Raw genomic sequence first — 24251 nt, 5'->3', positions numbered from 1 at the left:
GCTGAGATCAGCGCTGCTACTGACGAGACGGGTGATCCACAGGATGACACTGACTCTACACCAGATGACATGAATGACGAAGAGGTTGTTGATAATGACGACATCGACGGTAACGGCATGGAAGGTGGAGATGAAGATGATCACGATATCGAAACGGTCACTATCGAGACCTTCGACCTTGCACTGATCAAGACGCTTGCTCCAATGCAGGCAGCTACGGTTGAGCCAGGTGATACAATTGCCTACACCATTACGGTGATCAACCAGGGAGACATTCCTGCCGATAATATTGTAGTTACAGATTATCCATCTACGGAGCTCGTCTTTGAGACTATGGCCGGTAACGGAATGGACGATAATACGACCCTTGGTTGGTCAGTAGTTGGCGGTTTCCCCACAACGACTCTTACGGTTGCTGACGGTGAACTTCCTGCTGGCGGCCTTGCTCCTGGCGCATCTGCTACGATTGATATCTTCCTGACATTAACTAGCCCACTGCTACCTCCGGGCCTGCAGATCGATAACTTTGCTGAGATTAGTGGAGCTACCGATGAGAACGGTGATGAGCAGACGGACGATGACTCTGTCTATGATACTGATCCTGATGACGATACGCTGACTTCTGATAATGAAGTTGACGGTAACGGCAACAACCCAGGTGAGGATGATGATGATCACGATATCGCCAGTATTACAATTGAAGGCTTCGACCTTGCCCTGACGAAGGGACTTTCTGATGGTCAGTCTGACGAGGTTCGTCCTGGTGATACGATCGCTTACACGATCACGGTGATCAACCAGGGGATGATTGCCGCAGACAACATCGAGGTAACGGATTACCTGGATGCTGACGGTAACCTTTCTTTCGAAGCCGGAGTAACGGGCAACGAAGACTGGATGCTGGTTGGTGGTTTCCCCACCACTACGCTGACGGTTGCTGATGGAGAGCTTCCTGTTGGTGGTCTTGCTCCCGGAGCAATGACTACGGTAGAAATCTTCCTGACGCTGGCGAACCCGCTGCCATCTGGTGCGGTGATTACCAACGTTGCTGAGATCAGTGCTGCTACCGATGAGAACGGCGACCCACAGGACGATACAGACTCTACTCCGGACACTACGCCCGGAGATGATGAAGATGATATTGATGATGTATCGGTAACGGTTCAGACCTTTGACGTTGCCCTGATCAAGGAGCTTGCTGCTGGCCAGGACATGATTGTAGCACCTGGTGATACGGTTGCTTACACCATTACGGTCTTCAACCAGGGAGATATTCCTGCGGATAACATTGAGGTGACGGACTATGTCCCTGCCGATATGACCTTCGAACCCGGTGCCGGCAACGGAACGGATGATAACACCAGCCTTGGCTGGGCAGTAGTTGCAGGTAACCCAACGGCGACGATCACCATTCCTGGTGGTCTTGCTCCTGGAGCATCTACTACAATTGATATTTACCTGACGCTTGCCAGCCCATTACCTGCGGGATCTGACATCAGCAACTTTGCTGAGATCAGTGATGCAACGGATGAAAATGGCGATGAGCAGGTTGACATTGACTCTGAACTGGATAATGATCCGGATGATGATGACCTGACGTCTGACAACGAAGTTGACAGCGATGGCTCTATTCCTGGTCAGGATGATGACGACCACGATGTGGCCGTAATCACGACGGCTGAGTTTGACCTTGCGTTGACGAAGACGCTGTCTTCCGGTCAGTCTGCCAATGTTCGTCCTGGTGATACGATCGCTTACACGATCACGGTGATCAACCAGGGAGATATCGCAGCGGATAACGTCCTGGTTACGGATTACCTGCCAGCGGATATGAGCCTGACTTACGATGGTACCATCACTGGTAACGATGATGCTGGCTGGGCTGCTGCAACGGCTGGTGTTCAGCGTACGCTGACGGTTGCCGCTGGAGATCTTCCTGCAGGTGGTCTTGCTCCCGGAGCAACGGCTTCTGTAGAAGTGTTCCTGACACTTGCCAGTCCACTACCCGCCGGCTCTACTGTAGATAACTTCGCAGAAATCAGTGGTGCTACTGATGAAACAGGTGATCCACAGGATGACACTGACTCTACACCAGACGACATGAACGACGAAGATGTTGTCAATGACGACGACATCGACGGTAACGGCATGGAAGGTGGAGATGAAGATGATCACGATATCGAAACGGTTACTATTGAAACCTTCGATCTTGCGCTGACGAAGACTCTGGCTGTAGGGCAGTCTTTCGATGTGCGTCCCGGAGATACGATTGCATACACTATCACAGTGATTAACCAGGGTGATATTGCTGCGGATAACGTACTGGTTACGGATTATCTGCCAGCGGATATGAGCCTGATCTATGAAGGTGGAGTAATGGGTAATGATGATGCCGGTTGGGCAGTAGCTGCAACTGGTGTTCAACGTACGCTGACGGTTGCCGCTGGTGATCTGCCTGCAGGTGGTCTTGCTCCCGGAGCGACTGCCTCTGTAGATATCTTCCTTACGCTTGCCAACCCGCTACCTGCCGGTTCCACAATCAGCAACTTTGCTGAGATCAGTGACGCGACGGATGAGAATGGTGACCCACAGGTCGATGAAGACTCTACGCCAGACGACATGAACGACGAAGACGTTGTCAATGACGACGAAATCGACGGTAATGGTATGGAAGGCGGAGACGAGGATGACCACGATATTGCCGACGTTATGGTACAGTCCTTTGACCTGGCACTTATCAAAACACTTGCTGCAACTCAGTCTCCTGTAGTTGAACCAGGTGATACGGTTGCCTACACTATTACGGTTATTAACCAAGGCGATATCCCCGCTGACAATGTTACTGTAACGGACTACCTCCCAGCAGAACTCAGTTTTGAGATGATGGCTGGTAACGGAACGGATGATAATACCAGCTTAGGCTGGACTGACGTAGCAGGCAACCCAACAGCGACGCTCAGCGTCGCTGGCGGACAACTTCCTGCTGGTGGTCTTGCTCCTGGTGCATCTGCTTCAATTGACATCTTCCTGACACTGGCTAGCCCACTGCTGCCACCAGGAACACAAATTGACAACTTCGCTGAGATCAGTGATGCTACCGATGAGAACGGTGATGAGCAGACAGATGATGATTCTGTTTTTGACACTGATCCTGACGACGATACGCTGACTTCTGATAACGAAGTTGATGGTGACGGCAACAATCCCGGTGAGGATGATGACGATCACGATATCGCCAGCATCACCATTGAAGGATTTGACCTTGCATTGACGAAAACGCTGTCTCCTGGGCAGTCCTCCGATGTTGCTCCTGGTGATACGATCGCTTACACGATCACGGTCATCAACCAGGGAATGATTGCTGCTGATAACATTCTTGTAACTGATTATCTTCCTGCTGATGGTAGCTTGACCTACGAAGGAGGAGTAATGGGTAACGATGATGCTGGTTGGGCTCTTGCGTCTGCCGGTCCTCAGCGGACATTGACAGCTGGTAATGAACTGCCTGTTGGAGGCCTCGCTCCTGGTGAGACGGCTAGTGTTGAAATCTTCATTACGCTTGCTAATCCGCTCCCCGCAGGAGCTATGATCAGCAACTTTGCTGAGATTAGTGCAGCTACGGATGAGAACGGTGATCCACAAGACGACATCGACTCTACTCCGGATGATATGAACGATGAAGATGTTGTAAACGACAATGAGATCGACGGTAATGGCAATGAAGGTGGTGATGAAGATGACCACGACGTTGAAGTAGTTACCGTTCAAACGTTCGATTTAGCATTGCAAAAAATGTTAGCTGCAGGCCAGTCTAACATGGTTAACCCAGGTGATACAATCACTTATGACCTTGTAGTAACGAACCAGGGAGACATTGCTGCTGACAACATTCCTGTTGTTGACTTCATCCCTCCCGGAATGACGCTTGATGAAACCTTCGGAAACTATGTACTTGATCCTGCAACGATGACTGCTACGGATACCTTTACGGTGGCTGATGGCGAAATCCCCGCAGGAGGACTTCTTCCGGGAGAATCTGTGACTTTCCAGATTCAACTGGTAGTGACGGCTCCGGTTGCTGCGGGTACCAGCTTGCGCAACATTGCGGAACTTGGCGAGTCTACTGACCAAAACGGTGACCCACAGGTTGATGATGACTCTGTGCCAGTTGATCCTAATAACCCAGATACCATCGACGATAATGACGACGATGATATTGACGGTGATGGAACAAATGGTGGAGATGAAGACGAATCTGACTTCGAGGACGTCATCATTAATACTTTTGACCTTGCTTTGGCTAAGATTCTTAGCCCAGGACAAAGTGCACAAGTGCAGCCAGGGGATACTGTTTCCTTCGATATTGTAATCACCAACCAAGGTGATATCAATGCAGACAATGTGATGATTGCTGACTTCATTCCTTCCGGAATGATGTTTGACGGAACCATTTCTGGTAACGAAGTATGGTCTGAAACGGGTGGTGTTGCTACCACGGTTCTTACCGTTGCCGAAGGTGAGCTGCCTGTAGGTGGCATCGCTCCTGGCCAAACGGCTACAGCAACCATTATGCTTGTGCTTGCTTCTCCACAGACAGCAGGAATGAGCTTACGCAACTTCGCTGAAATTCAGGACGCAACGGACGATCTGGGCAATGAACAGATTGACGACGATTCTGACTACAACGAAAACGGTGAGCCCGTTGATGAAATCGCTGATACTGACAATGATAACATTGATGGTGACGGACAGAACGGTGGTGACGAGGACGAATCTGACTTTGAGGATGTTGAAATCCTGACGTTCGACCTTGCTCTTCAGAAAATGTTAGCTGCTGGTCAGTCTAACATGGTTAATCCTGGAGATACTATTACCTACGATCTGGTCATTACGAACCAGGGTGCGATTGCTGCTGACAACATTCCTGTTGTTGACTTCATTCCTGCTGGAATGAGTCTTGACATGAGCTTTGGCAATTTCGTATTCGATGCAGCCACCAACACCGCTACGGATACCTTCACGGTTGCTGACGGCGAACTGCCAGTAGGCGGTCTGGCAGCAGGTACTTCTGCTACCTTCCAGATTCAACTGGTACTTGACGCACCGCTCGCTGGTGATCTCACTTTCCGCAACATTGCCGAATTGGGTGAGTCTACTGATGAGAACGGTAACCCACAGGTTGATGATGATTCTACTCCTGTAGATCCTAACAACCCGGATGTCATCGATGATAACGACGATGATGACATCAACGGTGATGGAACCAATGGTGGTGATGAGGACGAGTCTGACTTCGAAGACATCATTACGAATACCTTCGATCTGGCCCTGACCAAGACACTTTCTCCTGGTCAAAGCGCAAATGTGGATGCTGGTGATACAGTAGCCTTCACTATCAGGGTATTCAACCAGGGTGCGATTGCTGCTGATAACATCCGTGTTTCTGATTACGCACCTTCCGCAGTTGATGGCTTTATGTTCGATCCTAGCCTTAACCCGGACTGGATGGTATATGCTGATATCAATGATACTACTTACATCGAAACAACACTCACTGACTTTGACGGGGCAGATGCTCTTGAGCCAGGAGCCTTTGTTGATGTTGAGATCTTCCTGACGGTTAACCCCGCAATGGAAGCTGTAATGTCACTGACGAACATTGCTGAAGTCAGTGATGCAACGGATGGCGTTGGTAACGATGTGATTGAAGTTGACTCGCCAATGGATACGATCCCTGGCAACGATACCTTCACAGACGATAATGATGTCAATGGCGACGGACTGGCTGGCGGTGATGAGGATAACTCTGACCCTGCAACCATCTTCGTTGGTGGCTTCGACCTTGCTCTGATCAAGACACTTGCCGACGGTGAGTCTAATGTAGTCAGTGCTGGTGATGAAGTAACGTTCGATATCACCGTTATTAACCAGGGAGCGATTACCGCAGACAACATAGTCGTTGTAGACTACGTGCCTGCAGGCTTCCTGTTTGACCCCGCGCTTAACCCGGGATGGGCACTGAATGATGATGGTAACCCGATTGATACACTGAGCATCGCTAACGGAGACCTTTTCGAAGGTGGACTTGAGCCCGGTGAATCGACCACAACTCAGATTACGCTAACGGTTGCACCGGAAATGTTCCCTGATTACACCATGGGTGTAATGGAAGATCCTGAAGGTGTTGAGTCCGGACAAGTTCTGATTAACGAAGCGGAGATTGCTTCTGCTACTGACGAAGATGGCAACGAAGTCGATGATATTGACTCTACGCCTGATGATACGCAGGGTAACGATGGAGACATCGATGATGATGATGTTAACGGCGGTGGTGACACTGACGGAGACGGCATTATCGACGATGACGAAGACGACAATGACATCGCTATTGTAACAGTAGAATGTTACCAGGATCCAGGCGTAGACAATACCATTACGGTATGTCTGGGCTGTGATGAGGCAGAAGTGGTCATCAACCTCTTCGAGTCTCTCGCTGGCCTGCCGAACATCGGAGGAACCTTCACGGAAGGTGACCTGTTCTTCATGGATGAAGACGGTAACCCAATCGCAGTTGACCTCAGTGATCCTGAGAATGTAGTGATCCCAGGTACGCTTGACCGTAGCCGAGACTACTCCATCGATTACACAATCGCTGCGGTAAATGATTGTCCGGAAATGACAGCAACCATCACGATTGACATCTTTGATATTCAGAACCTCTCTTGTAGTGGCTTCCAGAATATCTCTCTCGGTGAAGATTGTGAAGCTGAAATTACCCCTGACCTGATTCTCCAGGGTAACCTTGTATGTGCTAACTCACTTGAAGTTGTCCTGCTGACCAGCTCCGGAGATACCCTCCGTGATGCCAACGGAATGCCAACCTCAATCGTCGGTAACGACCAGGTTAATGAGACCTTATTCGTAAGCCTCGTTGACCCAATGTGTGACAATAGCTGTTGGGGACAAATTCTTGTAGAAGACAAGAAGCGTCCTGAGATTGAATGTCCGGATGATGTTTCCGGCTTTGACGGTAAAGACTTTATCTGTACCGATATTGATCAGATCCTCAACCAGGAGAGCAGCCTTGACTTTACCGGCCGTCCGTTTATTGCTGACAACTGTACACCAACGGATGAACTGATTCTTGAATTCAGTGACTTCCTGATTCCTAACCCGGATCCACAGTGTACTGTACAGACCATCCTCCGTACGTTCACGGTAACTGACGAGAGCGGTAACTTCAACAGCTGCGTCCAGGAAATCACTGTTCGTCCGGCTACGCTTGATGATGTGACGATCCCAACTGAAGAGGTTATTGAAATCTCTTGTGGCACGGACTATGAGACGCTGCCTAATGGTAACCCAGTTCCTTCTTTAGGAGGTGAGCCTACCATTATGACCGCATTAGGTATGTACAATATCCCAGGTAACGAAGGGTACTGTACTATTGCTGCCGGATTTACGGATGGTGAGCGTATCGTTACTTGTCCTGAAACGTTCAAGTTCGTTCGTACCTACCGCATTTTCGACTGGTGTGATCCAGATGGTGACCCAATCACTTACACACAGGTTATTAAGGTTGGTGACTTCGATGCACCAGTCTTCACTGGTCCTACCCAGGATAATGACTTTGACGGTGTGGCTGATGATGGCCCGCTGGTATTCCCAACCAACACGGGAGATGAGTGTACGGCCATCTTCCGCCTGGATGATGCGAGTATTACACTTACGGATAACTGCTCTGAGACGATCCTGCTGAGTGCTACGATCTACCCGAATGGTGATCTTACCAGTACGCCAATCGGAACGTTCACGGTTGACCTCAACGACGGAGATGCTGAAATCACTTCTCCGATCCCCGTTGGTACTCACATACTGCGTTACACCTACGTAGACGCCTGTGGTAATAGCGACTTTACGGACCTTGACTTCACGGTTGAAGACCGTACGGCTCCTGTTGCTATCTGCGAAGATGGACTTAACATCAGCCTGACGAGTGGCGCTGAAGACGGTGGCGTAAGCACGGGTGTTGCCATTCTGACACCTGATATGATTGACGCTGGTTCCAGCGATGACTGTTCTGATGTAACGCTGATGATTGCCCGCGTAAACGCGGATAACATCGCGACGGAAGCATACGATCAGGAAATCACACTGACCTGTGCTGACATCGGAGTTGTTCGTGTCGGCCTGAAAGTGACGGATGCACTCGGCAACGAGAACTTCTGTTGGCTTGACGTATTGGTTGAGGATAAGAATGCACCAACCTGTATTGCTCCTGCTCCAATTGAGATTAGCTGCATCGTAGCCCGGGCTACACTACCATCTGATATTATGGAAGCAACGGAAGAAGAGCTGAATGCAGCCTTTGGATTTGCTACCGGCGTCGATAACTGTAGTGTAACGGTTACTTCTACGATCTCAGGTGATGTGAACAGTTGTGGTGTGGGTAGCCTAACGCGGATCTTCACGGCTACGGACGGTGAAGGCTTTACCAACACCAATAACTGTCGCCAGCGGATCACGATCTACGGTGTACATGATTACCGTCTGACCTTCCCAACGGATGAAGAAGGTACTTGTGCTGAAGTTCCTGATTACAATGGAATCGTAGCGGACGAAGACGCTTGTGACCTGATCACAACTGATGTTGTGGTTGACACGCTCCGTACGCTTGAGGCCGGAGAAGAGTGCTTCAAACTGCGCGTGACTTATGATGTGATCAACTGGTGTGAGTACAACACACTCGGCCAGCCTTACCTGATCCCACGGGACGGTGATGGCATCCGAAACCCAGAGACACAGGTTCTTTACCTGAATGTCAACCCTGGAGCGGATGACCAGACTACTGCTGATGACTTTGCCTTCCTGAGTCGCTTCAGCGATCGCAATTACAACCCGAATGCTCCACAGCGTGATCAACTCCTTGATGACGGTGATGACACGGATGGTTCTGACGACGACAACGGAAGCGATAACATCGATGATGATGCTTACGCAGCTGACGACAGCCGCGGTCACTTCCGCTACATCCAGTTCATCAAGATTTACGACGAGGTGGCTCCGACCATCGATGCTGACGCTCCGGCTGAATGCTTCGCTGGAACTTCCGCTACCTGTACCGCAGATGTTGAACTGACCTTCACGGCCATTGACGAGTGTTCTGCCGCAACTGTAGCACTTGAACTTGATGCTAACTATGTAGTCGCTAATGGCTTCAACGCTGACAATGCTGCTGCCTTAGGCATCACGATCACCCGCAATGATGATGGTAACGGAAACTTCACCGTTAATGCTACCAACGTACCTGAGGGTAACCACGCTATCCGTGTAGTTGCCTCTGATGGTTGCGGAAACTCAGATGTTGAGATCATCGAGTTCTGTGTAACGGGAGACAAGGCTCCGACGCCAATCTGTATCCAGACGCTGACTGCTACACTGATGCCTGACGGCAACGGAGGTGGTATGGCCGCTATCTGGGCTTCAGACTTCATCGCTTCTGACGTAGAAGATTGCTTCGGTAACGTGATTGACAAGTACAGCATCTACACGGAAGTGGAAGCTGGTGCTACTGGATTCGGCCCTGCTGCCGGACGTGACGGTATTGATCTGACTTGTGCTGACCTGGGCGACCTGCCAGTACGTGTCTACTCTATCGACGATCGCGGAAACGCTGACTACTGTAGTGTTGTCGTTGAAGTACAGGCCTTCCAGGAAGGACTGTGTGAAGACACTGGTGGTAACCTCGCTGGTGTAATTATGACCGAATCCATGAATACTGTGGAAGACGTTGTGGTGAACCTGGAAGGTGTTGATGACATGACTCGTACCATGACGACGCTTGAGGACGGTGCATTCATCTTTACTGGTCTGCCAGTTGATGCTGATTACACCATCACGCCAACGCACTTCACTGATTACCTGAACGGAGTACGTACTTCCGATATCGTGGCCATCACCCGCCACATTCTCGGAGTCAACCTCCTGAACTCTCCTTACAAGTACGTCGCTGCTGACGTCGATGGTAATACCGAAATCAACGTCGGTGATATCATCAGCATCCGTCGATTGATCCTTGGATTGAGCGATGCTTACCCGAACGAGATGCCTAGCTGGTCGTTCATCCCTGCTGATTACGAGTTTGCTACCCTGGATAACCCATGGGCTGAAAGCTTCCCATCAGTAATTAACGTGAATGACTTTAACGCCAACATTGTGGATGCTGACTTCATCGGTGTCAAGTTGGGTGACGTAAACAGCAGCGCAGTAGCTAACGCTCAGCAGCCAGCCGTTCCACGGAGCCTCAACGGTGCCCTGGAACTGGAACTGGACGAAACGGAAATGATGCAGGGGGAAACCTACCGCATCCCCGTTACGGCTCCGGACCTCACGGAGGTAGATGGCTATCAATTCACCTTCGAATTTGACCAGACTGCTGTGACGATTGAATCCATTGAAGCCGGACTGGTCGGTCAGGGTAACTTTGGCTGGCGCTTCGCCAACCAGGGCCTGATCACTACCAGCTGGAACTGGGATGAAGTTGACGCTCCTGCTAACTGGACGGGCGAAGAGGTTCTCTTTACCGTAGTCGTACGTGCTGAAGCTAGCGGAAAGCTGAGCGAAGCGCTTGATGCGGGAAGCCGCTACACGGAAGCGGAAGCTTATACCCGTGGCGGAGAAGGTCTGCGGAACCTCAGCCTGATCTTCAACGAAGAGACGGTGGAAGTTGGTGGATACAGCCTGCTGCAGAACGTTCCTAACCCCGTTCGTAAGGAAACCACGATCGGATTCCAGCTGCCAGTTGCCCATGATGAAGTGACGATCTCCGTTACGGACGCTGCCGGCCGCCTGGTGAAGGAATTCAATCAGGAAGGCTTCGTTGGCTACAACAGCGTTCGCGTAAGCAAGCGTCAGCTTGGCGGTGCTTCCGGTGTGTACACTTACACGGTAACGGCCGGAGAGTGGATTGCCACCAAGCGAATGGTTATCGTGAAGTAACTAAACTACCCGCCCCGGGCAGTAGCCCGGAGGCTGATTTAATAGGAATTAACCCGCTCTTCCATTCCGGAGGAGCGGGTTTTTTTTATCCTTGCTCGCTAAAGAAGACACTTTGCACCTGCGGCCGCGCCTTATTCACTTACCTTAAATTCAATACTAAGACCCCGATGGCGTATCTTTGCCGTTCACACAGCAAAATCTTATGTACAATTTAATACTCTTCGGCCCTCCCGGATCCGGGAAGGGAACTCAGGCTGCCAAATTGGTCGAAGCCCATGGTTTTCTGCACATCAGTACGGGAGACATGTTCCGGTACGAGCTGAAGAATAATACGAAACTAGGACAGGAAGCCCGGGCCTACATGGACCGGGGAGACCTGGTACCCGATGAGGTTACGATTGCTATGCTGCGCAAACGGGTGGAAGATAACCCAGGGGTTCCGGGCATCATTTTTGATGGCTTCCCGCGAACGCCGCCCCAGGCAGAAGCGTTGAATGAATTGATGGATCAGCTGGATACGCAGATCAATGCGCTTATCTTATTGGACATCAACGAAGAAACCGTTGTTCAGAGAATACTGGGCCGTGGCGCTACCAGTGGCCGGGCTGATGATGCGGCAGTGGACACCATTAAAACCCGCTACGCTAACTTCCTGAAGTATACTTCTCCGGTTTTTGCGTACTACGAGGAGCTGGAGCTGGCGCACCGCGTCGATGGCCTTAAATCCATTGAGGAAGTAGCAGCCTCCGTTAAGGAGATTGTTGAAAAAGAAATGGACAAATAGGGTCCGGCTCCAAATTGGAGGAATAGAGAATTAGTAAACTGATATGGCAAACGGGAATTTCGTTGATTACGTGAAGATCTATCTCCGTTCCGGAGATGGAGGTCCCGGTTCTGCTCACTTCTACCGTGCTAAAGGCATTACGAAAGGCGGACCGGATGGTGGCGACGGTGGCCGTGGTGGCCATATCATTTTGCGGGGCAACCGGAATCTCTGGACCTTGCTCGGTTTTAAGTACCGCAAGCACACCAAAGCAAGCCACGGTGGTAACGGAAGTGGTAACCATCAACATGGTGCCAACGGAGAGGATGTTATTCTTGAGGTGCCGCTAGGAACGATCGTCCGGGATGCAGAAACCGGTAAGGTCGAGTTCGAGATGACGGATCACCTGGAAGAAAAAATTCTCGTTCCGGGCGGAAGGGGAGGAAAAGGAAACTCTTTTTTCAAGTCTTCAACCCATCAAACTCCCCGGTACGCCCAACCAGGAGAACCAGGTATTGAAACCTGGAAGGTGTTGGAGCTGAAAATTTTGGCGGACGTAGGCCTGGTGGGGCTTCCCAACGTGGGGAAGTCTACCTTGCTCTCGGTCGTCTCTGCTGCTAAGCCAGAGATCGCCAACTATGAGTTTACGACACTGGTGCCCAACCTGGGAATGGTGCAGTACCGCGACGGGAAATCGTTCGCGATGGCCGACATCCCTGGTATCATTGAGGGGGCCCACCAGGGAAAAGGGCTCGGACATCGCTTTCTGCGACATATTGAGCGCAATGCCTCACTGCTTTTTTGTATCCCGGCAGATGCTGATGATATTCAGGGGCAATACAATATTCTACTTAACGAATTACGGGAATACAATCCGGAACTACTGGATAAGCCCCGGATACTGACACTCACCCGGGCTGACCGGGTAGACGAGGAGCTGAAGGAAATGAGGAAAGACGAAATCCCCGATGACCTTCCGCATATTTATACTTCGGCCGTTACCGGAGAAGGACTCACGGAGTTAAAGGACATGCTCTACAAGCTGATTATTGCTCAGCGGGAAGAATCCGATGGGCGGCAGGTTCCTTTGGAGGAAGAGTGAAAACAGTGGGGTAGTAATAATCTTATTCCTGCAGAAGCTACCGCAGTTGCAGGTATCTTGCTGCGCGACCGTTCGGTAAGAAAGTCAAGCCAACATGTTCCCCTTGTCAATGGGACTACAGGAATCGATCCAATTGTGCGCCGATCAGGTTTTGCAGCATCGCCGTAGCGGTATCACGTGCGTCCGTTGCGCTCATGCCGGCGTCCATATAGCGATCTTCAAGGCGAACCTGGGACTGATGATAGCCCATGCGAAAGGCACCAAAAATTTTGGCGTGCATCGGGTCTTCTGTAGCCCAATCTTCAAGATTTGCCCATAAGGTTGTCGCCCAGGCGCGGGCCCGGGTAGCGGCAGCAGGAGTTAGTGCCGTTCGGGAATTAAATAAGGTGGCACGCAGTTGTTCCATTTGCTGTTCACGGGAGGTATTGGCGGTCCCTGCGGCAATATCTTGGGCTACGGCTACTAATACGGTGATTTCCGGCCAGTTTCCTACTGCGTCAGTCGACACATCGTTAAGGCTGGAGAGGAGACGGTATTTCCTTACCTCCGGCATTTCGTCCCAGGCACGCCGGTAAGCAGCGGTGGTGCCGGGGCCGTAAAATCCATCAATGCTCGCTTCATAGTATCCCTTCTCCTTGAGCAGTCGTTGTAATTCAGCAGCGCTGTGGCGCTTCGTTTTTCCATCGATGGCCGGCAGGCCAGCAGCAGTGGCAGCAGCAGGCAGGGAAGGAGTAGCGGGTGTAGTATTATAAGTTGCAGGCGCGGCCGCAGGTGCAGGGGAACGTGCTTCAGCAGTGGAGCCATAGGTGGCCGGTGTTGCCGCCGGCACGTTGTCTGTGTTGGCCGCAGGGCTCGTCTGCTGAGCCGCAGGAGTAGGCGTCGCTGCCGGAGGCGTATTCTGCAGGTTGATGGGAATCAATGGCTTTTTAATGCCCGTCTCGAAAGTAGACACAGGAATTAGCCGGACATTATTGATGCGCTTAACGAAAGCATCCTGATAGCCAAGCTCCCGAATGGTGGAAAGGAACTTCAGCGCCGTGGGGCCGTCAGGGTAAATACCGGTGACTATCTTGGAAAGCCCGTTCGCTGATTCGACGTAAAGTTGCCCCGCTCTTTCAAAGCCGGCCCAGTCAATGGCGCGTTCGCCCGAATGTAGCCCCAACTGAATAACGGTTACCTGCTGGCCCGTATTAGTTGGCAGTGTAAAGGCCTGGGCATTTCGGAAGCCTTGTTGCACCAGATTACCGGCAATGCTGGTTGCCTTGGCCTGATCGTTGTAGTGGCCCACGAACACTTCGGTGGTGTTGTCTTGCCCGGGAGTACCATAGACGAAGCCCAGTGACTTGAGATTGTTAAAGTCGCTGGCTTTGACGTCCCGAAAAATGCCTACCCGAACCGTAAAGAGGTCCTGGGCACTTAGTCCGGTGACGAAGCTGCAAAGAAGGAGGAGTAGAATAAATCGTTGCATGAGTTCTTGTCTATGGGTTGATACAAATAGAGTAACACCGAGAATAACGGTATGTGCACCAATGATGGTATCAGGCAGGTAAAACAGTGCTGATGAATTCCTCTCCCTTTTGTTTTTTGCTGAAGAGCGGATTAAACCATCAGGATTGATCGGTGTCCTATAACAGAACAGACTAAACGGATAACCTTGCCTGATCTGCCAGAGGAGAAAAAAATGTTGTCACAGCTGCAAGATACGCGTAGCCGTGCTTCAGCTTTTAGCCAAATGGTTAAGGCGTACGGCCCGATGTTGCATCGGCATCTGCTGCGGATGTTACAGTCATCAACGGATGTGGATGATGTTCTGCAGAACACCTTCGTGAAGGCATATCGTAACCTGGATAAGTTTCGGGGAGATAGCAAACTGTCGACCTGGCTTTACCGTATTGCGACCAACGAAGCCCTTAGCTGGCTGCGTAGCCGACAGCGAAGAGGGCAAAGGTTTTTAAGCGAAGGCCACCAGGACATGGCGCAGCGACAATTGAGTGCAGACCCCTATTTCGATGGTGATGCTGCGCAATTGGAATTACAACGTGCCATAGCAACTTTACCAGATAAGCAACGAGCGGTCTTTGTGTTCCGGTATTTTGATGACCTGCCTTACCGGGAGATCAGTGAAATTACGGGCACTTCCGAAGGAGCCCTGAAGGCCAGTTACCATCTGGCAGTAAAAAAAGTAGAAGAAAAATTGAAAGCGTATGTCCAATAAGGAAATGCGGGAATTGCCCGAGACACTGCGGAATCTTAAAGGTGCAGGTGATGGACTGAAGAGCCCTGATCCCGCTTACTTTGAGGCCCTGGCTAAAGCCAGCCTGGCCGAAGGACAGCGGACCGCAGTGGTAAGAAGACTACCTCTTCGCCAACTACTCGCTGCTGCCGCTGCGATACTCTTGCTGATCGGATTTTGGGTGTTCAGCCCGGGCGGGGAAGGAGCAGGCACTGATGGCGTGGCTGTAGCATCTTTGAGTAGCGAGGAGCTTCTCAACCAGCTGACGGCAGAAGACATCGATGCCTATATCGACGATCAATTATATGACTTTGAATCTGAGCTTTACGCAGAGGCTCCCCTAAATCAATAAGCTATGTGGAAGTATTTGCTATTACTTTTCTTTATGAGCTTAAGCTCTTTCAGTTCTGCTCAACCGGTTGGGCAGGCGCGAGATGATATGAGAGAAAAGCGACACGAAAGAATTCACCTGGCTCGTCAGGCTTTTATTACTGAGCAGTTAGCATTAAGCGAGGCCGAAGCAGCGGCCTTCTTCCCCGTTTTCTGGGCTTATGAGAAACAACTGGAAGCAATTAGAAAGGAAGGACTTCATGGCCGAAGATCCTCTGAACCGGTTTCAGAGATGACAGAAGCAGAGGCTAAGGCTGCTCTCCGTAAGCTGCAGGGAGAACGGAAGCGTATCACTGATTTGAGCATAGAAGCTGAAAATAAGTACATGGAAATACTTGCCGCGAAAAAAGTCTTAAAACTGGAAGCAGCGGAGCGGGCCTTCCGGAAAAAGCTTTGGGATAGAATGGGGAACCATAGAAAGCGTAACTAGGGGCTACCTGAAGCTCTAATGGCGGTTTTCGGACTAACTGCAAAAGTTTTTGAAGTCTTAAAACAACACAAAAAGTTTATTGCTAAAGGCAACTTTTATACGCTTCATATCGTATGTTTAGCAAGAGTTTCAGCCAATGGCCCGGGAGGTTATGCCGAAGCCTTTCTTCAGCCCTTATGAGTAATAAAAGAAATGACCAGCGGGACCTCGCCTTACAAGCATTGGTTAGCCGCTTCGAAAAAAGAAAAGAGCCCGGAAATTCTCTTTTTCTGTCAGCAGAGGAATTTGATGAATTACTGGTTCATTACTTCAATAAGCATGACTTTGACCGCACGCTGGAGGCCGCTGACCTGGCCATTACTCAGCATAACTTCACGCCTGAGTTTTACAAATGGAAAGCGTTAATTCATAAAATTAACCTGGAAGAGGATGAGGCATTAGCTGCGCTGGACAAGTTGAGTATTTATGCTCCTAATGATGAAGAGTCGCTGATGCTCCGGCTTGAAGTGTTGATTCATTTTGAAAAAAGGGAAGAGGCAAGATCCATTCTGGACAAGCTCCAAAGCGTAGTTGAAGGAGACGCCAAGCACAGTTTACTCGCTTTTTTTGATGGTCTGCTACTCATGCAGGTGAATCGATACGACGATAGCTGGCACGCTTTTGTAGAAGCAGTGAGACTGGATCCTTATCAGGAGCCTGCTCTGGATGAATTATTGAACGCGACTGAATTCGAATATCTCCGCTCACAGTTGGGGAAAGTATTGCAGCGCGTGTTGAATAAGGATCCGTTTAACGATCTGGTCTGGTATTACCTTGGGCTCTGGTATGACGATAAGGGGAATGACCACAAGGCCATGGAAGCCTTTGCTAACGCTCGTTCGCTGCAGGAAAACCCTCGTTACAATCTGGAGTATGCGGACAAACTCTTTGATCTGGATCATTATCAGCGGGCGCTGAAGGTTTATGGCACCTACTTTGATTCTCCGGAGTCAGAAGAAAGTTATGAGACCTACATGCGGGTGGGAAGGTCTTATCAAATGCTGGGAGATATTGATAAAGCCAAAGCCTCTTTTTTTCGGGCCATTGAGTTGGATCCTAATATGTACGACACCTACCAGCATCTGGGAGAATGCTTCGTTGTGGAAGAGAAATGGGGGGTAGCTGCTTATAACTATGGTCGTGCCGTTGAGCAATTGAACCATACGGCGGATTGTTGGATGGGGCTGGCGCTTTGCCAGGCAGCCATGAATGAAACGGAAGAAGCAGAAACGGCCTTCCGGCAAGCGCTGGAGATGAATGATCGCTACAGCGAAGCGATTGTAGCCTATGCTATCTTCATGGTCGATTGTGGGCGGGAGAGAGAGGCGCTTGACCTGATGACCGATTCTTTGGAACGATATCAGGATGCCGGCTTACTGTACGGTACGGTGGCTTTGCATCTCATGTGCAACAAGCGGCAATTGGCCCTGGAATACCTGAACGATGCTTTAGGTAGCTACTATGAAGATCACGATCTTCTGTTAGACTGGTACCCGGAGCTGAATAATGATGCTGAGGTACAGGCAATTTTCGCCTTGCACCGGCCTTAGCTAAAGGATGGTTTATGCCGTAATTGCCTTAAGCGTCAAATTGCGCTAAGAGGAGGTACACGGCAGCCCCCATTGCAACGGCAACGTTCATGGAGGTGTTTTGACCGAACATCGGTAAATGCACGGCTTGATCACAGATTGCCAGCAGCTCCGGCGCAATGCCTGCAGACTCAGAACCCGCGATGAGATATACTTCTCTGTCTCCGTTCAGAACGTGGTCGGGAAGCCGGTAGCTTAGCAGAGACTGGCTTTGATCCGTAATTTCAAGGACAATAATCAGGGCTCCCGCCTGCTGTTTAGCCACAAGCCAGGCAAGAGTGTCAATTGCAATGGCGTAAGGGATACTCCTTACCGTTGACCTTGCCGTCTTGTTAATTTTATTGTTGGGCGGAGCGGGGGTTTTTCCTCCTAAAACCAGGCCGGACAGCCCCGCAGCATCCGCCAGCCGGAACACGGAACCTACATTGAGGGGATCCCTCCAGTCCGGGCAAACCAGGTGAATGGGATGCCGACGGTCAGTGTTCCGTACTTCGTGATGTTCCAGCTGGCGGATGGGGATAGCTTTTTACTCAGAGAAAGAAACTAACTCGATGTCAAAAATCAAGTCGGAGTTAGGGCAGATAGAACCCACTGCGCGGCTGCCGTAGCCCAGCTCAGAAGGGATGAAAAGCTTCACCCGACCTCCCTGGCCGACGAGAGGAATACCCAGTTGCCAGCCCCGGATGAGGTTACTCAACCGGAAAGGCACCGCTGATCCGTTCGTTTCGTCAAATACAACATCATCAGTGGTTACACCACGGTAGTTGACCGTTACACTGGCAGTGGAAGAAGGGCGGTCAATACCTCCCGGGTCTTCGATGATATAGAGAAGGCCCTCTGCTCCTTCCTGTACGTTGAGGTTGTTATCCATGATGTACTGCTCAATAGTAATGAGGTTCTCACCACAGATGTCTTCTTTATTGCAGCCAAAGGCCAGAAACAAACAGCCCATAAAGAGCAAAGAGAAAAATTTCATTGGTTGGTTTTTTGAAAGAACGCAAAAATACGTTCGGATGCTGTCTGTTGAAGGAAAAGGAATACTGTATTTACAGTCTTTAGTCGTCTTTAACAGTAAACGGTCTTAAAGTGGTAACTAAGGCTTCCGTTGCCAGTGCCTCCGTTGTACCTTAACAGCATGGGTACCTCGCTTAGACAAGGTCTGTGCTTACTTCTGATCACGCTGATGGCTTGCGAGTCAGCGCCATCGACGGTAATGCCTGGCCAGAAACCGACCCAAAACGATATGAATACAGACTACACGGAAAGTGACTATCAGGATATTGGGCTAACGGATAGTTTGCTGTACGATAAAATTCTGGGGAGCCTCGTCGGCTCTGCCATCGGGGACGCAATGGGCGCGCCAACCGAGATGTGGAGCCGCTGGGACATTGGTGAAGAGTACGGCCACGTTGATGGTCTTGACCTGGTGCTCCGCGAACCGAGCCCCGAAGGCCCCTGGGACTTCAATCTCCCACCCGGTGCCGGAACCGATGACACCCGCTGGAAGGCCCTGATGATCAACTTCGTGCTCTCAGAGCATGATCTGATGCCCGACGGGACTGCCTTCCAACCTGAACCCCGTCGCTTCGCGGCCTACCTGAATGGGGCATACGAACGTAGCGTGCGGGACCTGAAGGAAACCGCCGGCCTTGAGCCGGAGCCCTTCGAAGACAATATGCGTCGCCTCACCTGGCTCCAGGAATGGGCCCGGGTAAGCCGCCCCTACGTGGAAGATGACATTGACGGCTATCGCAACGCACTCTCCCGGTTTTATGGCGGAGAAATGGCCTGTGGTGGAATGCTCTACGCCCCCGTGCTGGGGCTCTCCTTTCCCGGCCGCCCCGAGAAAGCTTACGCTGCAGCCTATGACCTGGGGCTATTTGACCTGGGCTACGCCCGGGACATTACCGGAATGACGGCGGCGCTGACCGCCGCCGCTTTCGCCCCCGATGCGACGACGGATACGCTGGCATCCGTACTCCGGGATGTAGACCCCGAGGGCTTCTTCCGCTCCCGCCTCTTGGGGCGGGTGGCTTACCAGCAGTACCGGCAGGCGCGCGCCATCGTCCGGGAAGCCCGTCGTGTAACGGAAGCTGACATGGAGGAAATGACCTTTCGCCTGCCGGATGGTTACCCGCACGACAGCCTCACCTTTGCCCAGACGCTAAAGGCCTACGAGCTTCTCAATAAAGCCAAGCAGGACGCTCCCTTCCACGCCGGAGAGATTCACTTGATTAACCTGACGGCGCTACTGTTTAGTAATCTGGAATTCCAATCCGCCATGGAGTTCATCACCAACTACGGCCGGGATAACGATACGGTGGCCGCCGTCACCGGCTCCATCCTTGGAGCGATGCACGGCTATTCTCAACTACCCCGCGATCAGCGGGAACTAGTCGTCAAGGTCAACCGCGAAGTATTGGGCATTGACCTGGAGCAATTGGGGTGGGAATTAACGGAGGCGGTGTTGGGACGGAGGTGAGTAGCCTCGTAGTGCTGGTAGTCTGCCGCGGGGGAAGCTTGCTTCGTTCGTAAAATCATGGCTTCTTCAACATCCCCTTGCACCTGCGTCCGCGCCAAAAAATATTCTGTCTCCGCGTTATCTGTGTAGTCTACGATCCTCGCCTGCCTCGTCCGGTAATCCACCATGCCACCTAAACGCGAGGCATTCCATCGCCTGCTACGCGGTGATTCCGTACCGTTGCAAAGAAGGAGACCCGTTCTTATCAGGACTAGTGATTTGCTGCTGCGTTACGGTGAGCTCTCTACCTAAAATTGCGGACTCAAATAAGCGAATGCGTGCTTATTCACCAGCTGCAAAGCAGCGTGTTTGCCCCATGCGGTAGCGACTACCGACTACCGAACTACATTACTACCAACTTCCTTTCCACCAGCTGCGAAGCAGCGTGCTTGCCCCATGCGGTAGCGACTACCGACTACCGAACTACATTACTACCAACTTCCTTTCCACCAGCTGCGAAGCAGCGTGCTTGCCCCATGCGGTAGCTACTACCGACTACCGAACTACATTACTACCAACTTCCTTTTCACCAGCTGCGAAGCAGCGTGCTTGCCCCATGCGGTAGCTACTACCGACTACCGAACTACATTACTACCAACTTCCTTTTCACCAGCTGCGAAGCAGCGTGCTTGCCCCATGCGGTAGCTACTACCGACTACCGAACTACATTACTACCAACTTCCTTTTCACCAGCTGCGAAGCAGCGTGTTAATCCCTTGCGGCAGCTACTACCGACTACCATACTACATTACTACCAAACTACCCCGGCGGTTACCGCCGCGAGTAATTAGGCGCCTCCTTCGTAATCGTAATATTATGCGGATGGCTCTCGGCCATACCGGCTCCACTGATCCGGACAAATTGCGCGTGCTGCAGAGCATCAATCGTGCCCGCACCACAGTAACCCATGCCTGCCCGCAGGCCACCGAGGTACTGGTTGACGACTTCGGCCAGGCTGCCCTTAAAGGGGATGCGACCTTCGATGCCTTCCGGAACGAGCTTCTTGACGTCGTCTTCTACGTCCTGAAAGTAACGGTCTTTGCTGCCTTTATTCATAGCGCCCAGGGAACCCATGCCACGGTAGACTTTGAACTTACGTCCGTCGTAAAGGATCGTTTCGCCCGGACTCTCATCTACACCGGCGAAGAGGCTACCCGCCATAATGGTGGAGGCTCCGGCGGCAAGCGCCTTAACGATGTCTCCGGAATAACGAATACCGCCGTCTCCGATGATCGGAACGCCGGTGCCTTTGAGCGCTTCGGCAGCGTTATGGATGGCACTTAATTGTGGAACACCAACACCAGCCACGATACGTGTAGTACAGATAGAACCGGGGCCGACGCCGACTTTTACGCCGTCCGCTCCGGCATCCGCCAGCGCGCGGGCAGCGGCACCGGTAGCTACGTTGCCACCAATGATCTGCAGATCGGGGAAAGTGGATTTTGTTTTGCTGACGGCATCAAGAACCCCACGGCTATGACCATGTGCGGTGTCGATTGTAATCACATCTACGTTAACATCGACCAGGGCTTGTACTCGTTCGAGCATGTCAGCGGTAACGCCGATGGCGCCCCCCACTACGAGACGACCGAAGCTGTCTTTACAGGCGTTGGGGTAGTCCTTCACCTTCATGATGTCTTTGTAGGTGATGAGGCCTTCCAGCTTTCCACTGTCACTCACTACGGGGAGCTTCTCAATCTTATGGCGCTGGAGAATGTCTTTGGCCTGGTCCAGGGTAGTGCCAACGGGAGCTGTGATCAGGTTCTCGGTGGTCATGATCTCACTGATGGGGCGTCCGGCGCTTTTCTCAAAACGGAGGTCCCGGTTGGTGAGAATACCAATGAGCATATAGGCGTCATTGACGATGGGAATACCGCCGATGCGATGACGCTTCATGAGTGCCTGGGCGTCTCCCACGGTAGCGTCGTGCTCCAGCGTGACGGGGTCGACAATCATGCCAGACTCTGAGCGCTTTACCATCCGGACCTGCTCGGCCTGCTCCGCAATGGTCATATTCTTATGCACAATGCCGATGCCTCCCTGGCGGGCTATTGCGATAGCCAGGCGGCCATCCGTAACGGTATCCATCGCGGCGGAAACGATCGGTGCGTTCAAACGAAGGCCGCGCGTTAGCTGGCTGGACAGATTCACTTCCCGGGGAAGTACTTCACTGTAAGCGGGGAGCAGGAGGACGTCGTCGAAGGTCAGGCCCTGCTCGGCAAATTTTGGGGGGTAGCTTTGGTTCGTTTCCATGCGCAAAGGTATAAAAGAGCATGGGACATGAGCAAGGGGTGCCGCATTAAGTGTTCATTAAGGGCGCGAACGCAGGTGCAGGGGGGAGTTGAAAGGCGATGAGCGTGCTGCTTACCCCTCCGTAATCGCCAATGTAGCAATACTCACCCGCGAGCCGGGGTAGGCTTCCAGCAATAGGTTACCACAGAAATCGAGGGTGGCCCCGGTAGTGATTACATCATCGACGAGTAACAGATGCTTACCGGAGAAGTCTCCCTTGTCAATGGCGAATGATTTACGCACGTTGTCCACCCGTTCGATGCGGCTCTTTTTTGTTTGCGAGCCGGTAAAACTCGTGCGCCGAAGCGCACGGTCAAAGACCGGAAGCCCCATTGCCGCTGCCATCCCGTCCGCTATTTTCTCCGCTTGATTGTAGCCCCGCTCATGGCGGCGGGTGGGGTGGATGGGAACGGGGATGATGCCGTGGAGGTCCGCCAGGGTGGGATGCTCCTTCAGATGGTTTCCCAGTTCTCTGCCCAGCTGAATCCCGACCTCCGGCCGCCGGTAATACTTAAGCGCGTGGATGAGGGATTGGCATACGGTCCCTGTATTAAAGAAATAGAGGGCGACGCCGAAGGTAAGGGGCAGGCGGCCGGTTAATCGGTCCGTAACCGGATTTTCGGCTTGCTTCCAGTAATTCGTCAGGGCCAGCTCACCGTAGCAGGAGATACAGAGCTGAGGCTCTTCCTTGCCGAAGAGGGGACGCTGACAATTAAGGCAAAGCGTAGGGTAGAGCAAAGACTGAAGCCCTGCCCCCAAAGAGGATAGTTGCTGTTTAATCGACATAGGTCCATTTGCGCAGGAAGCGGATGCCAAAGGAAATTTCAATGGTGAAATTCCGGATCTGCCGCTCCGGGATCGTCCGGTTACCCGCCCCGAAGGGATCGATCACGTTAGGAATGGCTCCTTGGTTATACTGGAAGCTAAGGTCCGGGTGAGCGGTGATTTCAACGAAACCTCCAATTTTATCGGAAATGGGGAACAGCGCTCCCGCACCGAAAGTAGCTCCGTAGGTGAATTCGTTGATGAACTCAGGGCTGTCAATCGGGTAATTGGCCCGGAAAGAAATTCCGAAGGAACTTTCCAGCTGGTCATACTCGCTCAGATTAGTGCTTAGGTTATACTCCGCTCTGAGGCCCAGGACGTAGTAAAGGTCGCCGAAACGGGCATACTGGAAAACAGATTTTGCCCCAAGCCCTAAGGAGATATTTTGAAAGCGGAAATCATCCGCGGGCAGCGTTACGCCACTCCCTCCGAAGGTGATGCCCCGTCGACGGCTGATTCTGCTGCCACGGGTATGGTAGCCCAGCTGCCCGTAAAGATTAAACCGACCGCTTGCAGGAACAGACTCTATGTAGAGAGCTCCATGATAACCAAGAAGTAATTCGGTCTCCAGCCCGGACCAGTCCTGACTACCCAGGCTGAGCCCTCCCTTCAGCCCGAAGAGGTAGCCTCCCCAGTCTACACCGTACTCTCCGTCCTGCTCAAGGTCTTGGGCGGAGAGGGCAGAAGGAAGCAGGAAAAGACAAAAGAAAAGCGGAAGCAGGAAGCGTATGCCAGTCACGGAGGTTGGATTGATTCTGCCGGCTAAGGTAAGGGTCTCTAAACTAAGTAAAGGGATGAGGCGTAAATCGTGATCGTTTATGAGAATTAAGGGCTAAAGTTGCAATAAAGATGGCTCATCCCGGAGTTTGGGCAGCCTTTTCTGTGTTTTCTCGGATGGAACCTGGTTCGGTCGGTATAAAAAAGCGATCAGCGGACAGCATTCAGAGCCGTTTTGCCTGAATGCTGTCCGCTGACCGCTAAAAATCCTATTATTTACCAGAAAACACCGTCATCTAATCCGAAAATTAGGGATGACTCATGTTTAGCTCCTAACTCACTTCTAATTTAT

14 protein-coding genes are annotated in these 24251 nt (G+C 51.6%); 8 read left to right on the top strand and 6 right to left on the bottom strand.

The annotated features are described in order from the left end of the window. The first annotated feature begins 69 nt into the window (after positions 1 to 69). The 3 genes from BM123_RS14455 to obgE all read left to right on the top strand — a co-directional run bounded on the left by BM123_RS14455 (position 70) and on the right by obgE (position 12863). A complete protein-coding gene (locus BM123_RS14455) occupies positions 70 to 10998 on the top strand; it encodes a T9SS type A sorting domain-containing protein (protein ID WP_217642170.1) in 10929 nt (3642 codons plus the stop codon). 202 nt (positions 10999 to 11200) lie between these two features. Next, complete coding sequence (locus tag BM123_RS14450) at positions 11201 to 11782, top strand: adenylate kinase (protein WP_090169743.1); 582 nt, start codon at positions 11201 to 11203, stop codon at positions 11780 to 11782. Positions 11783 to 11825: 43 nt separating this feature from the next. After that, positions 11826 to 12863: a GTPase ObgE gene (gene obgE, locus BM123_RS14445; protein WP_090169741.1), complete on the top strand. Its 1038-nt coding sequence runs from the start codon at positions 11826 to 11828 to the stop codon at positions 12861 to 12863. Between the two features lie 115 nt (positions 12864 to 12978). Here obgE and BM123_RS14440 read toward each other — a convergent pair whose 3' ends face one another. Next, positions 12979 to 14331 carry a peptidoglycan-binding domain-containing protein gene (locus BM123_RS14440; RefSeq protein ID WP_090169740.1) on the bottom strand — a complete coding sequence of 451 codons (1353 nt, stop codon included), beginning with the start codon at positions 14329 to 14331 and terminating at the stop codon, positions 12979 to 12981. Between the two features lie 186 nt (positions 14332 to 14517). On the opposite strand from BM123_RS14440, the gene BM123_RS14435 reads away from it, so the two are divergent. From BM123_RS14435 to BM123_RS14420, 4 genes are all read left to right on the top strand, one after another. Next, complete coding sequence (locus BM123_RS14435) at positions 14518 to 15078, top strand: RNA polymerase sigma factor (RefSeq protein WP_090169738.1); 561 nt, start codon at positions 14518 to 14520, stop codon at positions 15076 to 15078. After that, positions 15068 to 15448, top strand: coding sequence for a hypothetical protein (locus BM123_RS14430; protein WP_090169736.1), 381 nt, complete (start codon positions 15068 to 15070; stop codon positions 15446 to 15448). Before BM123_RS14435 ends, BM123_RS14430 begins: the two co-directional genes overlap by 11 nt. A 3-nt stretch (positions 15449 to 15451) precedes the next feature. Further along, a complete protein-coding gene (locus tag BM123_RS14425) occupies positions 15452 to 15916 on the top strand; it encodes a hypothetical protein (RefSeq protein ID WP_090169734.1) in 465 nt (154 codons plus the stop codon). 176 nt (positions 15917 to 16092) lie between these two features. Next, on the top strand, positions 16093 to 17505 hold the full coding sequence (locus tag BM123_RS14420) for a tetratricopeptide repeat protein (RefSeq protein ID WP_175489400.1): 1413 nt from the start codon (positions 16093 to 16095) through the stop codon (positions 17503 to 17505). A gap of 28 nt (positions 17506 to 17533) precedes the next feature. On the opposite strand, the gene BM123_RS14415 is transcribed toward BM123_RS14420, so the two are convergent. Both BM123_RS14415 and BM123_RS14410 read right to left on the bottom strand, forming a co-directional pair. Continuing rightward, positions 17534 to 18001, bottom strand: coding sequence for a TrmH family RNA methyltransferase (locus tag BM123_RS14415; protein ID WP_262490474.1), 468 nt, complete (start codon positions 17999 to 18001; stop codon positions 17534 to 17536). 69 nt (positions 18002 to 18070) lie between these two features. After that, complete coding sequence (locus BM123_RS14410; RefSeq protein WP_090169727.1) at positions 18071 to 18520, bottom strand: FKBP-type peptidyl-prolyl cis-trans isomerase; 450 nt, start codon at positions 18518 to 18520, stop codon at positions 18071 to 18073. A 267-nt stretch (positions 18521 to 18787) separates the two neighbouring features. On the opposite strand from BM123_RS14410, the gene BM123_RS14405 reads away from it, so the two are divergent. After that, on the top strand, positions 18788 to 20026 hold the full coding sequence (locus tag BM123_RS14405; RefSeq protein ID WP_175489399.1) for an ADP-ribosylglycohydrolase family protein: 1239 nt from the start codon (positions 18788 to 18790) through the stop codon (positions 20024 to 20026). 810 nt (positions 20027 to 20836) lie between these two features. On the opposite strand, the gene guaB is transcribed toward BM123_RS14405, so the two are convergent. The 3 genes from guaB to BM123_RS14390 form a co-directional block, all read right to left on the bottom strand. Then, positions 20837 to 22318, bottom strand: coding sequence for an IMP dehydrogenase (gene guaB / locus BM123_RS14400; protein WP_090169723.1), 1482 nt, complete (start codon positions 22316 to 22318; stop codon positions 20837 to 20839). Between the two features lie 111 nt (positions 22319 to 22429). After that, positions 22430 to 23143: a ComF family protein gene (locus BM123_RS14395; protein WP_090169721.1), complete on the bottom strand. Its 714-nt coding sequence runs from the start codon at positions 23141 to 23143 to the stop codon at positions 22430 to 22432. After that, entirely contained in the window at positions 23133 to 23921 is a 789-nt protein-coding gene (locus BM123_RS14390; RefSeq protein ID WP_090169719.1) for an outer membrane beta-barrel protein, read from the bottom strand. The genes BM123_RS14395 and BM123_RS14390 overlap by 11 nt, the downstream gene beginning before the upstream one ends. Between the last annotated feature and the right edge of the window lie 330 nt (positions 23922 to 24251).

Origin of the sequence: Neolewinella agarilytica, assembly GCF_900110645.1 — a bacterium.
Lineage (GTDB): Bacteria > Bacteroidota > Bacteroidia > Chitinophagales > Saprospiraceae > Neolewinella > Neolewinella agarilytica.
Note: the sequence above shows the minus strand (reverse complement) of the source record. Positions and strands in the feature narration are given on the sequence as shown.

Excerpts from the sequence above, each read along its gene's own strand:
- BM123_RS14455 (WP_217642170.1), top strand. The coding sequence starts at position 70 with ATGAATGACGAAGAGGTTGTTGATAATGACGACATCGACGGTAACGGC.
- BM123_RS14450 (WP_090169743.1), top strand. The coding sequence starts at position 11,201 with ATGTACAATTTAATACTCTTCGGCCCTCCCGGATCCGGGAAGGGAACT.
- obgE (WP_090169741.1), top strand. The coding sequence starts at position 11,826 with ATGGCAAACGGGAATTTCGTTGATTACGTGAAGATCTATCTCCGTTCC.
- BM123_RS14440 (WP_090169740.1), bottom strand. The coding sequence starts at position 14,331 with ATGCAACGATTTATTCTACTCCTCCTTCTTTGCAGCTTCGTCACCGGA.
- BM123_RS14430 (WP_090169736.1), top strand. The coding sequence starts at position 15,068 with ATGTCCAATAAGGAAATGCGGGAATTGCCCGAGACACTGCGGAATCTT.
- BM123_RS14425 (WP_090169734.1), top strand. The coding sequence starts at position 15,452 with ATGTGGAAGTATTTGCTATTACTTTTCTTTATGAGCTTAAGCTCTTTC.
- BM123_RS14420 (WP_175489400.1), top strand. The coding sequence starts at position 16,093 with ATGAGTAATAAAAGAAATGACCAGCGGGACCTCGCCTTACAAGCATTG.
- BM123_RS14410 (WP_090169727.1), bottom strand. The coding sequence starts at position 18,520 with ATGAAATTTTTCTCTTTGCTCTTTATGGGCTGTTTGTTTCTGGCCTTT.
- BM123_RS14405 (WP_175489399.1), top strand. The coding sequence starts at position 18,788 with ATGAATACAGACTACACGGAAAGTGACTATCAGGATATTGGGCTAACG.
- guaB (WP_090169723.1), bottom strand. The coding sequence starts at position 22,318 with ATGGAAACGAACCAAAGCTACCCCCCAAAATTTGCCGAGCAGGGCCTG.
- BM123_RS14395 (WP_090169721.1), bottom strand. The coding sequence starts at position 23,143 with ATGTCGATTAAACAGCAACTATCCTCTTTGGGGGCAGGGCTTCAGTCT.